The organism is Caulobacter sp. LARHSG274 (genome assembly GCF_052871235.1).
In genome coordinates, this window is sequence record NZ_JBIXJO010000008.1 from 43,658 (window position 1) to 60,592 (window position 16,935).

Below are 16,935 nucleotides of genomic sequence, written 5' to 3' on the forward strand. Positions count from 1 at the left end.
CCTCCCCATGACGTCCGTCCCTCAGCCGGCGATCGGCCCCACGATCGGCATCGACTTCGGCACCACCAACACCGTGGTCTCGATGACCGACGGCGAGGGTCCCGCCACCCTGGTGCGGTTCCCGGCCGCGGCCGGCGACATCTTCGCCTTCCGCTCGGCCCTGAGCTTCCATGCGGTGATGGGAACCGACGGGCGCCCCAACGAGCGCGTGGTCGAGGCCGGTCCCTGGGCGATCGAGGCCTATGTCGAGGACCCGCTGGAGACCCGCTTCATCCAGTCGTTCAAGACCTTCGCCGCCAGCGCCGCCTTCACCGAGACCAAGATCCTGGGCAAGCGCTACCAGTTCGAGGACCTGCTGGCCGCCTTCCTGCTGAAGCTGAGGGAGCACGGCGGCGCGGCGATGGCCGCCCTGCCGCCGCGGGTCATCGTCGGCCGGCCGGTGACCTTCGCCGGCGGCAATCCCGACGAGACCCTGGCCCTGGCGCGCTACCAGGCCGCCTTCGCGCGCCTGGGCTTTTCCGACATCCGCTACGCCTACGAGCCGGTTGGCGCGGCCTTCTTCTTCGCCCGTCAGCTGACGCAGGACGCCACGGTGCTGGTCGCCGACTTCGGCGGGGGCACCAGCGACTTCTCGATCGTCCGGTTCGAGCGATCCGGCGGAGCCCTGCGCTCAACGCCCCTGGCCCGCTCGGGGGTCGGGGTGGCCGGCGACGCCTTCGACTACCGGATCATCGACCAGCTGGTTTCGCCGGAGCTGGGCAAGGGCAGCCTCTACCGCGCCTTCGACAACCGCCTGCCCATCCCCCAGCGCTATTACACCGCCTTCGCCCGCTGGGACCAGCTCGCCCTGCTGCGCGCCTCCAAAGACATGCGCGACATCCGCGCCCTGGAGCGCACGGCCCTGGAGCCGGAGAAGATCGCCCGCCTGATCGAGGTGCTGGACGACAACCACGGCTACGCCCTCTACCGGGCGGTCTCCAGCCTGAAGGAGGCGCTGTCGAGCCAGGACGAGGCGACGTTCCGCTTCGCCGCTGGTTCGGTGCTGATCGAGAAGGCGGTCCGGCGCTTAGACTTCGAGGGCTGGATCGCGCCGGAGCTGAAGGCGATCGAGACGGCGGTCGACCAGGCCCTGGAGCGCTCGGGCCTGGGCCCCGAGGGCGTCGACCGGGTGTTCCTGACCGGCGGCAGCTCGTTCGTGCCGGCCGTGCGCGACATCTTCCTGCGCCGCTTCGGGGCCGAACGGATCGAGAGCGGCGGCGAGTTCGAATCGATCGCCTCGGGCCTGGCCCTGATCGGCCGGGAGGCGGACCTGGACCTGTGGAGCGAGACGGCGGGTTAGCGCTCACCTCCGACGCCGCGCTCGAACGCCGCGAAGTCCTGCTCCAGCCGCCACTGGACCTGGGCCTTGGGACTGCCGGCCAGGAAGCTGGCGCAGGCCGGGCTGGGCGCCTCCCGCCCGGCGCAGACCGAGCCCCGCAGGCTGGCCCCCGGCAGGAAGGAATATTCCAGGCTGTCGCGGGCCATGGCCTTCAGGTCGCCATAGCGCAGGCCCTGTTCGGTGGCGGCCCGCAGATATTCCCCGGTCATGTCGATGCGCGACACGCCCTCGTCGTCGGTCGACAACACCACCGGCACGCCGGCCTGGCGGTAGAGGGCCAGCGGATGGTCGCTTCCCTTGACGCCGAGGATGACGTCGTTGCTGGTCAGGTTGATCTCGACGGCGACGTGGTCGCGGGCCATGCGGGCCAGCAGCGCCGAGGCCCCGGCCTCCGAGGCGATGTCCACCCCGTGGCCGATGCGCCGGGCCCCGGCGATCTCCACCGCCTCGCGGATGTGGAAGCTAAGGTCGCGCGGCGGCGTCAGGCCCGGCGCCAGCTCGCCGGCGTGCAGGGCAAGCTTGACGGTCGGATGGCGCGCCGCCAGGAACTGGAACATCCGCATGTGCAGCGAATAGTCGGCCAGGGCGGTCGGATTGTCCTCTGGATTGACGATATTGACCCCCACGAAGCGGGGATCGGCCTCGACCAGGGCGAAGGCCAGGGCCATCTGGGCGAAGACGAAGCCCGGCGGCTGGGCCCGCTGGACAAAGGCCTGGTAGCGAACCGCCACCTGGCAGGGGCCGGCCTTGGCGGGCTTGGCGCAGCCCTGGCGGCGGTCGGCCTGCGCCTCGGCGGCGTCCATCTCGGCGCGGGCCTGGGCGACCATGGCGGGTATCCGCGGCTGCAGGACGGCCAGGGCGGCGGCGAAATCGTCGGTCCAGCCCAGGTCCTGGCCCACCAGGCCGAAGGCGTGCAGCGCCTCGGGATTGGCGCTGCTTTCGACATAGAGCACGTGGTCGCCGGCCGCCATCTCGCGGGTCGCCGCCAGCATCGGGCCGATATTGTTCCGGGCCGCGGCGGCGGCGAACCGGTCGAAGGTGGAGAAGAACTGGTCGTGGCCGGAGGCGGCGGCGCCGTCGCCCCCGGGGGTGAAATTGCGCATCGACAGGGCGTCGATCGTCCGGGCGTAGAGGTCCGGATCGCGCTGGGCCAGGCCCTTGGCCGGAACCTTGCCGGCCATGTCGCAGGGGCCCTCGGCGAGCGCCGGACGCGGAACGGTCACGCACAGGCCGTCGTCGGCGGCCATGGCCAGGAAGTCCTCGGCATAGGGCGCGCCCCACAGGTGGTTGTGCAGGTCGCCGCCCTTGGGCATGGCCCGCAGGAACAGCCGCAGCTGCGCGCGGTCATGGACCAGGCTGTCGAAACGGGCCGCCGTCCGCGCCTCAGGCGTCGCCGCCGGCGCGGCCAGGGCCTGGCCGCCGGCCAGTCCTGCAGCGAGCCCCAGGCCGATCGCCAGCATGTGAAGTTTGCGTCCGCCCATCGTCATCCCACCGATTCCCAACCCGATCTTGTCGCAGACCCTAAGGGACTTCGGCTACGGCGGAGCGATGTTTGACGGATCCGATCGCGCATCGCCGCTTCGGCAGGCAGGTGGGTCAGCGCACGCGGTCGGCGAACCGGGCCAGGGCCGCCCGGGCGCAGGCGTCGGCCGCCTCGTGGGAGACGTCGGCCACGGCCAGGCCGCCGACCAGCTGGCCGCCGGCGTGCAGCGGCAGCGATCCGCCGTGCGGGTTGAGGCGGTCCGGCTCGGCGGCGATCAGGGCGGCGAAGGCCGGATCGACCTTCTCCCGCGGCTCCATCACGCTGCCGGCCGCGTCGAACTGGACGGCGGTGGCGGCCTTGCGCGGCGCGGCGATCGGCGGCTTGGGGCTGGCCTCGGCGCGCAGCACCACCAGCGGATTGCCCTTGGCGTCGACGACGCTGGCGCTGGCCGCCAGGCCCTGGGCCGCGCAGGCGTCGATCGCCGCCCGCGCCAGGTCGATCGCCAGCGGCAGGTCGAGGGCGCCGGGAGCCTGGGCCTGGGCCTGGGCCGCCGCCGGCGTCGCAGCCAGCAGCATCCCGGCGATCATGATCCGCTTCATCGTGGTTTCCTCGCCCTTGTTTTCACAAGGGATGACCGAGTTCGGAGATGACCGCAACGGAGCCCCATCCGCCACCCCCGCTTCATGCGGGAATGGCGGAGCTTTGAGGAACTACCCCTTGTTCGCCAGCGCCGCCTGGGCCGCCGCCAGGCGGGCGATCGGCACGCGGTAGGGCGAGCAGGACACGTAGTCCAGGCCGACGCCTTCGCAGAAGGTGATCGAGGCCGGGTCGCCGCCGTGTTCGCCGCAGATGCCCAGCTTGACGCCCGGACGGGCCGCGCGGCCGCGCTCGGTGGCCAGGCGGATCAGGTCGCCGACGCCCTCCTGGTCGAGCGACACGAAGGGATCCTTGTCGAAGATGCCCTTGTCGATATAGGCGCCCAGGAACTTGCCGGCGTCGTCGCGGCTGATGCCGAAGGTCGTCTGGGTCAGGTCGTTGGTGCCGAAGCTGAAGAACTCGGCGTTGGCGGCCAGGTCGCCGGCCCGCAGGGCGGCGCGCGGCAGCTCGATCATCGTGCCGACCGTGTAGGTGATCGCCACGCCCTGCTCTTCCAGCACCGCCTTGGCGGTGCGGTCGGTCAGGTCGCGCAAGTACTTCATCTCCTCGCCCTTGGCGACCAGCGGGTGCATGATCTCGGGGATCGGCGCGGCCTTGCCGGACTTGGAAATATCGCAGGCGGCCTCGATGATCGCCCGCACCTGCATCTCGTAGATCTCGGGATAGGACACCCCCAGCCGGCAGCCGCGGTGGCCCAGCATCGGGTTGGTCTCGTGCAGCTCCTTGGCCCGGCGCAGCAGCTTGTCGGCGTCCAGGCCCGTAGCCTGCGCCACCGCCGCGACGTCTTCCTCCGTATGCGGAAGGAACTCGTGCAGCGGCGGGTCGAGCAGGCGGATGGTGACCGGCAGGCCTTCCATGATCGTGAACAGCTCGACGAAGTCGGCCTTCTGGAACGGGGCGATCTTGGCCAGGGCGGCGCGGCGGCCGGCCTCGTCGTCGGCCAGGATCATCTCGCGCACGGCGGCGATCCGGGTGTCGTCGAAGAACATGTGCTCGGTGCGGCACAGGCCGATGCCCTCGGCCCCGAACTGGCGGGCGGTCTTGGCGTCGAGCGGGGTCTCGGCGTTGGCGCGGACCTTCATGCGGCGGGCCGCGTCGGCCCACTCCATCAGGGTGGCGAAGTCGCCGGTCAGCTCCGGCTCGATCATCTTCGGCGCGCCGTTGAGGATTTCGCCGGTCGAGCCGTCGATGGTGATGATCTCGCCGGCCTTGAACTCGCGGCCGCGCACCCGGAACAGGCCTTCCTTGGGGAAGATCGACACGTCGCCGGCCCCCGAGACGCAGGCCCGGCCCATGCCGCGCGCCACCACGGCGGCGTGGCTGGTCATGCCGCCGCGGGCGGTGATGATGCCGCGGGCCGCATGCATGCCGTGGATGTCCTCGGGGCTGGTCTCCTCGCGCACCAGGATCACGCTCTCGCCGCCGGCGGCGGCCTGCTCGGCCGCGTCGCTGTCGAAGACGATCTTGCCGGTCGCCGCGCCGGGGCTGGCCGGCAGGCCGGTGGTGATGACGTCACGGTGAGCGGTCGGGTCGATGGTCGGATGCAGCAGCTGGTCCAGCGAGGCCGGTTCGACCCGGCCGATGGCCTCCTCGCGACTGATCACGCCCTCGGCGGCCATGTCGACGGCGATCTTCAGCGCCGCCTTGGCGGTGCGCTTGCCGTTGCGCGTCTGCAGCATGTAGAGCTTGCCCTGCTCCACCGTGAACTCGATGTCCTGCATGTCGCGGTAGTGGCGCTCCAGCGTCTCGACCACGGTCTTGAACTGCTGGAACACCTCGGGCATCGCCTCTTCCATCGAGGGAGAGCTGTCGCCCATCTCCTCGCGCGAGGCCTTGGTCAGCGACTGCGGCGTGCGGATGCCGGCGACGACGTCCTCGCCCTGAGCGTTGATCAGGAACTCGCCGTACAGGCGGCTGTCGCCGTTGCTGGGATTGCGGGTGAAGGCCACGCCGGTGGCCGAGGTCTCGCCCATGTTGCCGAACACCATCGACTGGATGTTGACGGCGGTGCCCCAGGCCTCGGGGATGTCGTGCATGCGGCGATAGAACTTGGCCCGGTCGTTCATCCAGCTGGCGAACACCGCGCCGACCGCGCCCCACAGCTGCTCCTGGGCGTCCTGGGGGAAGGGCTTGCCCAGGGCGTCGCGCACGGCGGCCTTGTAGTCCTTGATCACCGCGGCCCAGTCGTCGGCGGTCAGGGCGGTGTCGACGGTGACGTCCAGCCGGTCCTTGTGGTCGTCGAGGATCTCCTCGAACAGGTGGTGCTCCAGGTCGAGCACGACGTTCGAGTACATCTGGATGAAGCGGCGGTAGCTGTCATAGGCGAAGCGGCGGTCGCCCGACAGCCGGGCCAGGCCCTCGACGGTCTCGTCGTTGAGGCCCAGGTTCAGGACGGTGTCCATCATGCCCGGCATCGAGGCCCGGGCGCCCGAGCGCACCGAGACCAGCAGCGGGTTGGCGACGTCGCCGAACGCCTTGCCGGTCAGGCTCTCGACCGTGGCCAGGCCGGCGTTGACCTGTTCAACCAGGTCGTCGGGATAGCGCTTGCCGTTGGCGTAGTAGTGGACGCAGGCCTCGGTGGTGACCGTGAAGCCCGGGGGCACCGGCAGGCCCAGGGACGACATCTCGGCGAGGTTCGCCCCCTTGCCGCCCAGCAGGTTCTTCATCGAGGCGTCGCCGTCGGCGCCGCCGCCTCCGAACGAATAGACCCATTGCGTCTTGGTCAGCGTATCAACCGGCATGTCTGGCTCACCCTGCGATAAGTGAAAAAAGCCGGCGGCCCTCTGATGGAACCGTCCTGGCCTGGGACAGCGAACTCTAACGTCCGTCCCGCACTGCAATATCCAGGCGTTCACTAGCATCTTGTCAAAGAACCCGTCCACTGGCGGATTGCATTGGCCAGTCTAACCGGAAATTTCGGCAAATTCTTCCAATGACAACGTTGTCCTGCCTAAGAATTGGCGAAATGCACGGCCAGCGAGGACAGGGTGAGGATGGAGGCGTGGTTAAGCTTCACGCGGCGACGTTGTCGCGCGTGGGGCGTACGCGGATGAAGGGTTGGCGATCAGCTCGTCCAGAAAGTCCCGTCATCCCAGGCCTTGTTGTGCCCGGGACCCATGGTTCAGCCCGCAAGTGAAGTGCAATGGAGCGCCAGCGCGCCACACCTCTGCCCTTGCGGTGGATGGATGGGTCCCGGGCACAAGGCCGTGGGTCCAAGGTGGTAAGAATGTTGCACGTTCTTTCCAGCAGCCACTGGTAGATCTGTGGATCATTGGCCCACAGGGGCCTGAGGTTCATATCCAGAATGGCTTCCACTCGGTCTTCTGGCTGGGACGGTCGGAATACAGGGTGCGCGCTTCGCTCAGGTCATCAAGCGTTCGGTTGTCGACATGGGCGAATGCGGCCTCCATCGCCGCATCCCGGCCGGCCGCCCAGTCCGCGTATCGAAGCGGGACCAGGACGTCGGGCATGGTCCAGATGCGCTTGTCCAAGGGGTCGGAGTCGAACCAGGGAAGGGTCGAGACATAGGCCGGGAACCCGTCGGCCTGGAACGGCATGGCGTCGCCGTAGTGGTTGGGCGCGCCGCCGCTGGGTTCGCCCACGAACACCGCCCAGGTCTCCCGCTCAACCCGCGAGGTCAGGTTCTGAGCTGCGGAAAAGGTCTTCCCGCTGGTGAGCACGTAAAGGCCGCCGGGCCGGTTGAATCGGGACCGCTCGAGGCGCCGCCTCAGGCCCTCGCCCATGAGGTTGTTGCCGCCGTCGTTACGGCGCAGGTCCAGCACGACACGTTCGATCTCAGCGGCTTCCATCGCCGCAAAGGCGTCGCGCACGAAAGCCAGGATCGAGTCGCGCTTGTCGCTCAGGCGATCGAAGGCGATGATCAGCACCTTGCCGTCGGCATGGACGAAGTTGGCCTGGGCGCCCGGCCGCCAGGTCTCGACCGGCCAGAGCTTGCGTGAAAGTGCGACCAGCGCATCGCCGCCATCCAGACGCGGCGTCAGCGCGACCTTGACGACTGCTCCCTCGACCTCCGCTTCGAGGGTGACCGGCGCCGACGCGGCCGCCGGCCCGGCCAGTCGCGCCCCTCGCAGGATCGCAGGCTTCAGGGCCAGGCCCGCGTGGTGATAGGCCCCGGCGGCGTTGTTGGCGGGCCATACGGCTGCGAAGGCGCGCAGCACCTGCTCGACGGCGACCCCGTCGACCCGCACGATCCGGCCGCCCAGCAACGCCGCGCCCTCCGCCTTGGCGGCGGTGACGTAGAGGCCGTCGAAGAAGGGGTTGGTTGTGATCGGCAGGTCAAGGTCGAAGCCCGGGAGCTTGACCATATAGGTGTAGATGGTCGTGTGTCCGTCGCGGAACCAAGCCAACCGAGCCATGAGGCCCATGACCCAGGCCTCCGTCGTCAGGCCATCCGCTTCGGCCGCGAGCCTGTCCCAACCCGACCGCCACGCCGGATCCGCGGCGGCTTCCCAACCGCGCGGGTGGGTCGTCTCGGCGTACTTTTGCAACCGACGAGCCTCCGCCCGGCGGAGTGCAGGGACCGGGGCCGCCGCCAGCGCCGCCGGAGCCGGAGCCGCCAAGCCGCCGGATAGCAGAAGGGAGAAATTACGCCGTGTGATCATGTGATCAGTCTATGCACGAGCGGCTTTGGCGCGGTACTTAAGGTTCGTTAACGATCGGAAACCACCTTGAGGATGGGCGATCAGGGGACCGCGCAGAGGCAGCCACGGCCCTACGCGGTTGATCGACAAGATCGTGCTCACCCCTGGCGCCAGGTGCGGGGAGATCAGCGCCCAGCTGTTCGGGGATTTGGAAACAGTTCTGGCCTGGGCGCATGATCAGGGAGACCAGCGGCGCAAGGCCGCTGGCCGGTTTCCCTAGGCGGTAGAGGAAACTCTATCGGTTGCAGTAGGCGCAGGGCCTTGTGCCCGGGACCCATGGTTCAGCCCGCAAGTGAAGTGCAAAGACGCGCCAGCGCGCCACACCTTTGCCCTTGCGGTGGATGGATGGTCCCGGGCACAACAAGACCCGGGATGAAGGTTGGATTGAGCCCTACCCGCCGATCAGCGAGAAATCCGCCACGTGGCCCATGGCGTCGCGGACGGCGGCCAAGGTCTTGAGGCGGTTGTCGCGTTCGGCCGGAACCTCGGAATTGACGAACACCCCGTCGAGGAAGGCGTCGACCGGGCCGCGCAGGCCGGCCAGCTCGCGCATGGCGGCGGTGAAGTCCTCCTGGGCCAGGGCGGCGGCCAGGGCCGGCTCGACCAGGCGCAAGGCGTCGTGCAGTTGCACCTCGGGGGCCGAGGCGTCGGCCAGCAGTTCGCGGGCGCCCTCGGCCTTCCAGCCTTTCTTCTCCTCGGCCTTGAGGATGTTGGAGGCGCGCTTGTAGCCGGCCAGCAGGTTCTTGCCGTCGTCGGTGGTCAGGAACCCGTCCAGCGCCTCGACCCGGGCGACGATGCGGACGAGGTCGTCGTCGCCGAGGGCGAACACGGCGTCGACGAGGTCGTGGCGCTTGCCTTGATCCTTGAGGGTGACCTTCAGGCGATCGATGAAGAAGGCGAGCGTTTCGTCGATCAACGACAGCTTGTCCACCGCTCGCCACGGCGTGGACCCGGCGACCTTCTCATGCGCCCAGAGGGCCGCCGAAATAGCGGCATCGCGCAGCGGTATCCTCGCGACATTTGAGAGGATCGTCCTGATCACCCCCAACGCCGCCCGCCGCAGCGCATAGGGGTCCTTCGACCCTGTCGGCTTCTCGTCGATGGCGAAGAAGCCGACCAGCGTGTCCAGCTTGTCGGCCAGGGCCACGGCGACGCTCAGCGGCGCAGTCGGAACGGCGTCGGCAGGGCCTTGCGGCTTGTAGTGGTCGCGAATGGCGTCGGCGATTTCGGCGTCCAGGCCGGCGGCGCGGGCGTAGTAGCCGCCCATCAGGCCCTGCAGCTCCGGGAACTCGCCGACCATCAGCGAGGCCAGGTCGGCCTTGGCCAGGCGCGCGGCCTGCTCGGCCTTGTCCGGATCGGCGCCCACGAGCGGCGCGATCTCGCGGGCCAGGGCGGCGACGCGCTGCACGCGCTCGGCCATGGTCCCCAGCTTGGCGTGGAAGGTGACGCCGTTGAGCTTCTCCAGCCAAGCCTCGAAATTGCCGGCCTTGTTGTCCTCGTCCCAGAAGAACCGGGCGTCGCTCAGGCGAGCCGACAGCACCTTGGCGTTGCCCTGGGCGATCACCTGGCCGCCGTCGGCGGCGGCGATGTTGGCGATGGTGATGAAGTGCGGGGCGAGGCCTTCCCGGGCCGGGTCGCGGACGGCGAAATATTTCTGGTGGGTGCGCATCGAGGTGCGGATCACCTCGCCGGGCAGGTCCAGGAACGCCGGGTCCATGTCGCCCAGCACCGGGGTCGGCCACTCGGCCAGCCCGGCGACTTCCTCCAGCAGGCCCTGGTCTTCGACCAGTTCGAGGTTGCGCGCAAAGCACAGGGTCTTGCAGCCCTCGAGGATGCGCTGCTTGCGCTCCTCGACGTCGAGCACCACGAAATGGTCCGTCAGGCCTTTCTGGTATTCGTCGAAGTCGCGGACCTTGAACGGCTGGCCGCCCCAGCCGTAGCCGACGCGCATGAAGCGGTGGCCCTCGGCGACGTCGCCGGCCTCGATCCCCTCGATGGCGAACGGCACGATCTCGCGATCGAAGACGCAGAGGATGCGCTTCAGCGGCCGCACCCAGCGCAGCTTGCTCGTTCCCCAGGTCATCGACTTGGGCCACGGGAAGCCGCGGACGATCGCCTCGACCATCTCGGCGACGATGGCCGGGGTCGGGCGGCCGGTCTTCTCGAGGAAGGCCATCCAGACGCCGTCGCGCTCGACCAGCTGGTCCTGGGTCAGGCCGGCCTTGCGCAGGAAGCCTTCCAGGGCTTGCGGCGGGGCGCCGACGCGCGGGCCCTTCAGCTCTTCCTTGCGGTCGGCCTGGGCGATCGGCAGGCCCTCGACCACCAGGGTCAGGCGGCGCGGACCGGCGAAGGTCTTCAGGGCCTCGGGCAGGAAGCCGGCCGCGGCCAGGTGCTCGCGCGCCATCCGCTCCAGGTCGCGTGCGGCCTGGGCCTGCATGCGGGCGGGGATCTCTTCGGAGAACAGTTCGAGAAGGAGTTGGGGCATTAGAACGAGAATTCCCGACGCGGTATCAGAATTTGACCAGCGACAATGTTTAGTTCCGCATCGTTAGGCAGGTCGCGACTTTCACGATCGAGGTACAATTTCAACGACCAGTCGGTTTGCGTTTTAGCTATTTCCGGAAGTAACGTTACAATATGACCCCCAAATGCGCCCAGCGCATCAATAGCTATTAGCGCTTCATCGTCTCGCCGAACAACCATTCCGACATATCCATCATCTGATGAGATAGATCTTTCAAACTTCAACAGCATCGTGCTCTTTCCGAGCGACACATTTAATCCGTCGCTAGACCGGAAAATCTCACCAGATGCTCCAAAGGAAAGCCGCGGCTCACCTACAGCACCGAGCACGAATCCGTCACCGCCAATTTGCAGCCAACAGCTACTGGGTACGAACGTCATAGCAGTAGCGAATAGAGCCATTTACGCCGCGTCCTGCTGTTCGATCCAGGCGCTGGCGCACAGCTTGCAGAGGTCGCGGATGCGGCCGATGTAGCTGGCGCGCTCGGCGACGGCGATCGCGCCGCGGGCGTTCATCAGGTTGAAGAGGTGGCTGGCCTTGAGGACCATGTCGTAGGCCGGCAGCACCAGCGACTTGCCCTGGTAGGCGCGGGCCAGCATCAGCGGCACCTGCTCTTCCATCTGCTCGAACTGCGATTTGAGCACCGCGACGTCATAGCCGTGGAAATTGGCCTCGGAATGCTGGCGTTCGTTGTCGAGGAACACGTCGCCATAGGTAAGGTGCCCCAGCGGCGCGTCCGGATCGTTGAACGGCAGGTCGTAGACGTTGTCGACGCCGAACACGTACATGGCCAGGCGCTCCAGGCCGTAGGTCAGCTCGCCGGCCACCGGCGAGACGTCCAAGCCGCCGACCTGCTGGAAGTAGGTGTACTGGCTGACCTCCATGCCGTCGCACCAGACCTCCCAGCCCAGGCCCCAGGCCCCGACCGTGGGGTTCTCCCAGTCGTCCTCGACGAAGCGGATGTCGTGGGTGCGCAGGTCCAGGCCGATGGCCTCCAGCGAGCCCAGATAGAGGTCCTGCATGTTGGGCGGGTTCGGCTTCAGGATCACCTGGTACTGGTAATAGTGCTGCAGGCGGTTGGGGTTCTCGCCATAGCGGCCGTCGCCCGGACGGCGCGAGGGCTGGACATAGGCCGCGTTCCACGGCTTGGGGCCCAGGGCCCGCAGCACGGTGGCCGGATGCAGGGTCCCCGCCCCCACCTCGACGTCATGCGGCTGCAGGATGACGCAGCCCTGGGCGCTCCAATAGTCATGGAGCGTCAGGATCAGGCTCTGGAAAGACCTGGGTTTTTCTTGCGGTTTTTCAGCGGGCATGGCGGTCCGAACAGGGCCAGAAAAAAGTCGGCGGACCATAGGGCCCGCCGACCGGTGCTTCAAGCCGAGTTGGGCCGCGGCCCTGAAGTCTTAGTTGCCGTTGGGGGTCGAGCGTCGGCCGGCGTTCGACAGAGGCTTGCCGTAGAGCTGGCGGTTCTGCGGCGTGTCGGCGATCGGCGGGTTGGCGGTGACGCCCGGGTCGCCGGCCTTTAGGCCCGCCTGCTGCTCGGCGGGCATCGAAGAGGCCGGCACGGTGGCGGCGGTGTCGGCGGCCGTGCCGGTGGGGGCCGGGGCCGGGGCCGGCAGGGTCGTCGCCGCCGAAGGGTCGGCCGGCATCGAGGTGGCGGCCGAGGGATCGGGCGGCACGGTCTGGTCGGCCGGGGCGACGGCGGTCGGGTCCGGGTTGACCGGGGCCGGCGAGGTGGGCGCGGTCGGCGACGGCGCGGTGGATTGAGCCATCGCCACGCCGGACATCAGCGCCAGGGCGGCGGCGGCGGAGAGCAAGCGCATGGACATCGGGATGATCCTTTCAGGATGTATCCAATCCCAAACTACGCGCCGGCCGGGAGTCCGTTGCAGTCATCACGGGCTCGTGAGCCGTCTACTTAAAAAAGAAAACCAGGGCCGCCCCGAAGGCGATGAAGCCGAAGCCCAGCAGGGTCGTCCAGCGGATCGCCTCGCCCAGGTAGAAATAGGAAAACAGCGTGAAGACGACCAGGGTGATGGCTTCCTGGCCGGTCTTCAGCTGGGCGGTGGAATAGACGCTGTGGCCGATCCGGTTGGCCGGCACCGCCAGCATGTATTCCGGCAGGGCGATCAGCCAGCTGCCGAGAATCGCCAGCGGCAGGGCCAGGACCCGGTTCTTCAGGTGGCCGTACCAGGCGAAGGTCATGAAACAGTTCGAGGCGACCAGCATCGCCCACGGGGCGACCTTGATCCAGAACGAGGACATGCGGCGAAGCTTTCGACCTGGGGATTGAAGCCGCCGATTGTAGACGGATCGCGACAAGCTCGGCCAGTTGTCCGCCGCCCCAAACAAATCGCTTAAAGTTTGGGCGCGTTTGATCAATTATGACCAAATTCCGGGCGCCGCGTCCCTTTCGTTTCCAATTCCCTACCAGGCGGCCGCACGGGGCAAGCACGACCGATAGCCTAGACAATGCCGGGGAAACGACGGGACTCATGCGAGCCTCGTCGCGGCGCGAATTGAGCAACGCGCTCTAAAACCAATTCAAGGGGAGCCCGCACAGTCGGCGGGTCGGAGCAAGGCGGATGAAACTGATCATAGCGATCGTCAAACCCTTCAAGCTCGACGAGGTCCGCGAGGCCCTCGTCGCTGCGGGCGTCGAAGGCCTGACGGTGTCCGAGGTCAAGGGTTACGGCCGTCAGAAGGGCCAGACCGAGATCTATCGCGGCGCTGAATACCAAGTGAACTTCGTGCCCAAGGTGAAGCTTGAGGCGGTTGTCGACGATGCGTCGGCGGCCAAGGCGGTCGAGGCGGTCAAGGCCGCGGCGGCCACCGGCAAGATCGGCGACGGCAAGATCTTCGTCCTCAATGTCGAGGACGCCGTACGCATCCGGACCGGTGAAACCGGCCCGGCCGCTTTGTAAATCGTCGGGGAATAAGGGGATACCAACGATGAAATTCAACTTCAAACCGCTGGCCGGGCTGATGCTCGCCGCGACCTTGGCGGGGTCCCCGCTGGGCGCCGTCGCCTTCGCGCAGGATACTGCGCCGGCCGCCGCGGCGCCCGCGACCGCCGCTCCGGCTCCGGCCGCGGCGGCCGCCGCGGCGCCGGCGCCCGTCGCCGCCCCGACCACGATCGTCGACAAGATGGACAAGGGCGACAACGCCTGGATGCTCGTCTCGTCCCTGCTGGTCCTGCTGATGATCATCCCGGGCCTGGCCCTGTTCTACGGCGGCCTGGTCCGCTCCAAGAACATGCTGTCGACCATGATGCAGGTCTCCACGGTCGGCATCATCGGCATCGTCGCCTGGGTGCTGTGGGGCTACAGCTTCGCCTTCACCGACGGCGGCGGCATGGACACCTTCGTCGGCGGCTTCAGCCGGCTGTTCCTCAAGGGCGTGACCCCCGCCAGCAACGTCGCCACCTTCTCGACCGGCGTCGTTATCCCCGAACTGACCTTCATCGTCTTCCAGTCGACCTTCGCCGCGATCACCGCCGCCCTGGTCGTCGGGTCGCTGGTGGAACGCTTCAAGTTCTCGGCCATGGTGGTGTTCGCCGTCCTGTGGCCCCTGCTCTCCTACTACCCGATCGCCCACATGGTCTGGTGGTGGCCCGGCCCCGACGCCATCGCCCTGCACCCGACCGACCCGATCAAGGCCGGCCTGAGCTGGGGCTTCGGCGCCCTCGACTTCGCCGGCGGCACCGTGGTCCACATCAACGCCGGCATCGCGGCCCTGGTCGGCGCCATCATCCTGGGCAAGCGCCAGGGCTACGGCAAGGAGCCGATGCCGCCGCACTCCCTGACCCTGACCCTGGTCGGCGCGGGCCTGCTGTGGGTGGGCTGGTTCGGCTTCAACGCCGGCTCCAACCTGGAAGCCAACGGCTACGCCTCGCTGGCGATGATCAACACCTTCGTCGCCACCGCCGCCGCCGGCCTGTCCTGGATCGCGGTCGAGTGGGTCACCAAAAAGAAGCCGTCGGCCCTGGGCCTGGCTTCGGGCATCGTGGCCGGCCTAGTCGCCGTCACCCCGGCCGCCGGTTTCGCCGGCCCGATGGGCGCCCTGATCCTCGGCCTGGTCGTATCGCCGATCTGCATCTTCTTCTGCTCGGTCGTGAAGAACGCGCTGAAGTACGATGACAGCCTGGACGCCTTCGGCATCCACGGCATCGGCGGCATCGTCGGCGCCATCGGCACCGGCCTGCTGGTCAACCCCGCCTGGGGCGGCGCCGGCGTCGTCGACTACGCCAGCTGCGCCAAGGACGGCGACATCTCGACCTGCGACACGGCCGTCTACAACCTGGCCACCCAGGTGATGAGCCAGGTCAAGGCCGTCGGCGTGACCATCATCTGGTCGGCCATCGCCTCGGCCATCGTGTTCTTCGTGATCAAGCTGATCATCGGTCTCCGCGCTTCGCCGGACTCCGAAGAAGAAGGCCTGGACATCTCCGAGCACGGCGAACGCGCCTACCACAGCTAAGGCTGGGGTCAGGTTCGGTCCAAGGAGGGCCCGGAAGCTTCGGCTTCCGGGCCCTTTCCTTTGGGCGCTTGACCTCCGCCCCGAGCCGATCAATGTTCCCGACGTCGAAAAAGACAGGGCCGGTTCGGTAAGTCCGGCCCCTTCCCGCTTCGGGAAGTCTGCTCCTTGGCCCTCGGGCCATGAGAACCCGCGACGAGCAAACCGGCGCATCCCGCGCCGGCGGCTCGGCGGGGTATGTCTGATGCGCAAGATCACGACCCATAGCCCGTCGGGCCTTCACGATCTGAAGGACGACGCCCATGCGCCTCAACCATCTCGACCTGCCGGTCCGCGACATCGCGCAGACCCGCGCCTTCTTCGAAGCCCATCTGGGCTTCACCCATGTCCGCACCCTGGGCCAGGACGGCCTGGCGATCCTGACGGACGAGAGCGGCCTGGTGCTGGTGCTCAGCCGCTGGCCCAAGGACCCGCTGGCGGCCTATCCCGGCGGCTTCCACATCGGCTTCCTGCTGGAGTCCGAGGCGGCGGTGCAGGCGCGATACGACGACATGCTGTCGGCGGGCGTGAACTTGCCGTCGCCGCCGGACCACCGCCGCGGCGGCTTCCAGTTCTATTTCGAAGCGCCTGGGCCGATCCTGGTCGAGATCGGCTATCGGCCTTAGCGCCGTCGGCGACGAAATCGCTCTTTCCTCCGTCTCCCCGGCGAAGGCCGGGGCCCAGGTTCAGCCGTCGTATTGGAAGCTTATCCGAAACACACCGCCCTATGATCTGGGCCCCGGCCTTCGCCGGGGAGACGGATTGGGGATGGCCGTTTCGGTCTACGATCATCATGCCCCTAGCCCCAGGGCCCGCCCAGGCGGCAGCGGCGGACCCACCAGTCGGGCCGCATGCGCTCGATCCGCTCGGCCAGGCCCTCGGCCTCGATGTCGCCGGCGCAGAGGGAAAAGCAGGTCGCGCCGGAGCCCGACATCCGGGCCAGCAGGGTCTCGGGCTCGTCGGCCAACAGGTCCAGCACCTGGCCGATGCGCGGCTCCAGGGCCACGGCCGGGGTCTGCAGGTCGTTGCGGGTGAAGCCGGCCAGCCAGGCGCAGACCTCCTCGGCCGTCTCCAGCCCGTCGAGCAGCGGCGGCGGGGTCTCGCCCTCCGGCGCGACCGCCGCGTCATAGGCGCGGTAGACCGCCCCGGTCGGCGACGGGACCAGCGGATTGACCAGCACCGCGTGCAGGACCGGCAAGGGCGGGGCCGGCGACAGCCGCTCTCCCCGGCCCTGGGCCAGCACCGGCGCGCCCCACAGGCAGGCCGCGCCGTCGGCGCCGAGGCTGGCGGCCACCGTCTCCAGCGCCGTGTCGGCCAGGTCGGGCGCCAGGGCCTCGCGCAGCAGCCGCAGGGCCGCCCCGGCGTCGCTGGAGCCGCCGCCCAGGCCGGCGGCGATCGGCAGGGCCTTGTCGAGGATCAGCCGGAACGGCGGAACCGGTCCGCCCAGTCGCGCATGCAGGGCCGCGGCGGCCCGCACCACCAGATTGCCGTCATCGACCGGGACGGCGTCGCCGAACCGCCCGGTCGCCTCGAAGCGCGGAGCCTCGGCCGGCTGCAGGCTGACCGTGTCGCCGACATCGGCGAACAGCATCAGGCTGGAGATCGGGTGATAGCCGGCGGCGTCGGGTCCGCCGACATGCAGGAACAGGTTGACCTTGGCCGGGGCGAAGGCGTCGAGGCGCATGGCGGACCCTTGAAGTCTTACGGTCGCCCGGTC

General features: G+C 68.4%; 14 protein-coding genes. 4 read left to right on the plus strand and 10 right to left on the minus strand.

Annotation, left to right across the window (positions count from 1 at the left end):
- Positions 1–7: 7 nt before the first annotated feature.
- The gene (locus tag ACIPQB_RS14795) at positions 8–1,339 is read left to right on the plus strand and encodes an Hsp70 family protein (RefSeq protein ID WP_446486008.1); all 1,332 of its coding nucleotides are present in this window, start codon (positions 8–10) and stop codon (positions 1,337–1,339) included.
- Here the strand turns inward: ACIPQB_RS14795 and ACIPQB_RS14800 are convergent.
- From ACIPQB_RS14800 to ACIPQB_RS14840, 9 genes are all read right to left on the minus strand, one after another.
- Positions 1,336–2,865 carry an adenosine deaminase family protein gene (locus ACIPQB_RS14800; RefSeq protein ID WP_446486009.1) on the minus strand — a complete coding sequence of 510 codons (1,530 nt, stop codon included), beginning with the start codon at positions 2,863–2,865 and terminating at the stop codon, positions 1,336–1,338. The two genes, ACIPQB_RS14795 and ACIPQB_RS14800, sit on opposite strands and share 4 nt — an antisense overlap.
- 109 nt (positions 2,866–2,974) lie before the next feature.
- Entirely contained in the window at positions 2,975–3,460 is a 486-nt protein-coding gene (locus ACIPQB_RS14805) for a heme-binding protein (RefSeq protein WP_446486010.1), read from the minus strand.
- A gap of 111 nt (positions 3,461–3,571) precedes the next feature.
- Positions 3,572–6,259 carry a pyruvate, phosphate dikinase gene (ppdK, locus tag ACIPQB_RS14810; protein WP_446486011.1) on the minus strand — a complete coding sequence of 896 codons (2,688 nt, stop codon included), beginning with the start codon at positions 6,257–6,259 and terminating at the stop codon, positions 3,572–3,574.
- A 552-nt stretch (positions 6,260–6,811) separates the two neighbouring features.
- Positions 6,812–7,903 (minus strand): hypothetical protein, encoded by a 1,092-nt coding sequence (locus ACIPQB_RS14815; RefSeq protein ID WP_446486012.1) that lies wholly within the window; start codon positions 7,901–7,903, stop codon positions 6,812–6,814.
- 667 nt (positions 7,904–8,570) lie between these two features.
- On the minus strand, positions 8,571–10,664 hold the full coding sequence (gene glyS, locus ACIPQB_RS14820) for a glycine--tRNA ligase subunit beta (protein WP_446486013.1): 2,094 nt from the start codon (positions 10,662–10,664) through the stop codon (positions 8,571–8,573).
- Complete coding sequence (locus ACIPQB_RS14825) at positions 10,664–10,933, minus strand: hypothetical protein (RefSeq protein ID WP_446486014.1); 270 nt, start codon at positions 10,931–10,933, stop codon at positions 10,664–10,666. The genes glyS and ACIPQB_RS14825 overlap by 1 nt, the downstream gene beginning before the upstream one ends.
- A 171-nt stretch (positions 10,934–11,104) precedes the next feature.
- Positions 11,105–12,016 (minus strand): glycine--tRNA ligase subunit alpha, encoded by a 912-nt coding sequence (locus tag ACIPQB_RS14830; RefSeq protein ID WP_446486015.1) that lies wholly within the window; start codon positions 12,014–12,016, stop codon positions 11,105–11,107.
- Positions 12,017–12,106: 90 nt separating this feature from the next.
- A complete protein-coding gene (locus ACIPQB_RS14835; RefSeq protein WP_446486016.1) occupies positions 12,107–12,526 on the minus strand; it encodes a hypothetical protein in 420 nt (139 codons plus the stop codon).
- Positions 12,527–12,617: 91 nt separating this feature from the next.
- Positions 12,618–12,968, minus strand: coding sequence for a DMT family protein (locus ACIPQB_RS14840; protein ID WP_446486017.1), 351 nt, complete (start codon positions 12,966–12,968; stop codon positions 12,618–12,620).
- 320 nt (positions 12,969–13,288) lie between these two features.
- Between ACIPQB_RS14840 and ACIPQB_RS14845 the strand changes: the two genes are divergently transcribed.
- The 3 genes from ACIPQB_RS14845 (at position 13,289) to ACIPQB_RS14855 (ending at position 15,844) form a co-directional block, all read left to right on the plus strand.
- A complete protein-coding gene (locus ACIPQB_RS14845) occupies positions 13,289–13,627 on the plus strand; it encodes a P-II family nitrogen regulator (RefSeq protein WP_099445818.1) in 339 nt (112 codons plus the stop codon).
- A gap of 28 nt (positions 13,628–13,655) precedes the next feature.
- Positions 13,656–15,182 carry an ammonium transporter gene (locus ACIPQB_RS14850; RefSeq protein WP_446486018.1) on the plus strand — a complete coding sequence of 509 codons (1,527 nt, stop codon included), beginning with the start codon at positions 13,656–13,658 and terminating at the stop codon, positions 15,180–15,182.
- 299 nt (positions 15,183–15,481) lie between these two features.
- A complete protein-coding gene (locus ACIPQB_RS14855; RefSeq protein WP_446486019.1) occupies positions 15,482–15,844 on the plus strand; it encodes a VOC family protein in 363 nt (120 codons plus the stop codon).
- 173 nt (positions 15,845–16,017) lie between these two features.
- Here the strand turns inward: ACIPQB_RS14855 and ACIPQB_RS14860 are convergent, their stop codons facing one another.
- Positions 16,018–16,902, minus strand: a complete 885-nt coding sequence (locus ACIPQB_RS14860) for a 4-(cytidine 5'-diphospho)-2-C-methyl-D-erythritol kinase (RefSeq protein WP_446486020.1) — start codon at positions 16,900–16,902, stop codon at positions 16,018–16,020.
- Positions 16,903–16,935 lie beyond the last annotated feature (33 nt).

Coding starts and splice junctions, on each gene's coding strand:
- ACIPQB_RS14815 (WP_446486012.1), bottom strand. CDS start 7,903: ATGGGCCTCATGGCTCGGTTGGCTTGGTTCCGCGACGGACACACGACC.
- ACIPQB_RS14835 (WP_446486016.1), bottom strand. CDS start 12,526: ATGCGCTTGCTCTCCGCCGCCGCCGCCCTGGCGCTGATGTCCGGCGTG.
- ACIPQB_RS14800 (WP_446486009.1), bottom strand. CDS start 2,865: ATGACGATGGGCGGACGCAAACTTCACATGCTGGCGATCGGCCTGGGG.
- ACIPQB_RS14850 (WP_446486018.1), top strand. CDS start 13,656: ATGAAATTCAACTTCAAACCGCTGGCCGGGCTGATGCTCGCCGCGACC.
- ACIPQB_RS14840 (WP_446486017.1), bottom strand. CDS start 12,968: ATGTCCTCGTTCTGGATCAAGGTCGCCCCGTGGGCGATGCTGGTCGCC.
- ACIPQB_RS14860 (WP_446486020.1), bottom strand. CDS start 16,902: ATGCGCCTCGACGCCTTCGCCCCGGCCAAGGTCAACCTGTTCCTGCAT.
- ACIPQB_RS14855 (WP_446486019.1), top strand. CDS start 15,482: ATGCGCCTCAACCATCTCGACCTGCCGGTCCGCGACATCGCGCAGACC.
- ppdK (WP_446486011.1), bottom strand. CDS start 6,259: ATGCCGGTTGATACGCTGACCAAGACGCAATGGGTCTATTCGTTCGGA.
- ACIPQB_RS14845 (WP_099445818.1), top strand. CDS start 13,289: ATGAAACTGATCATAGCGATCGTCAAACCCTTCAAGCTCGACGAGGTC.
- glyS (WP_446486013.1), bottom strand. CDS start 10,664: ATGCCCCAACTCCTTCTCGAACTGTTCTCCGAAGAGATCCCCGCCCGC.
- ACIPQB_RS14830 (WP_446486015.1), bottom strand. CDS start 12,016: ATGCCCGCTGAAAAACCGCAAGAAAAACCCAGGTCTTTCCAGAGCCTG.
- ACIPQB_RS14825 (WP_446486014.1), bottom strand. CDS start 10,933: ATGCTGTTGAAGTTTGAAAGATCTATCTCATCAGATGATGGATATGTC.
- ACIPQB_RS14795 (WP_446486008.1), top strand. CDS start 8: ATGACGTCCGTCCCTCAGCCGGCGATCGGCCCCACGATCGGCATCGAC.
- ACIPQB_RS14805 (WP_446486010.1), bottom strand. CDS start 3,460: ATGAAGCGGATCATGATCGCCGGGATGCTGCTGGCTGCGACGCCGGCG.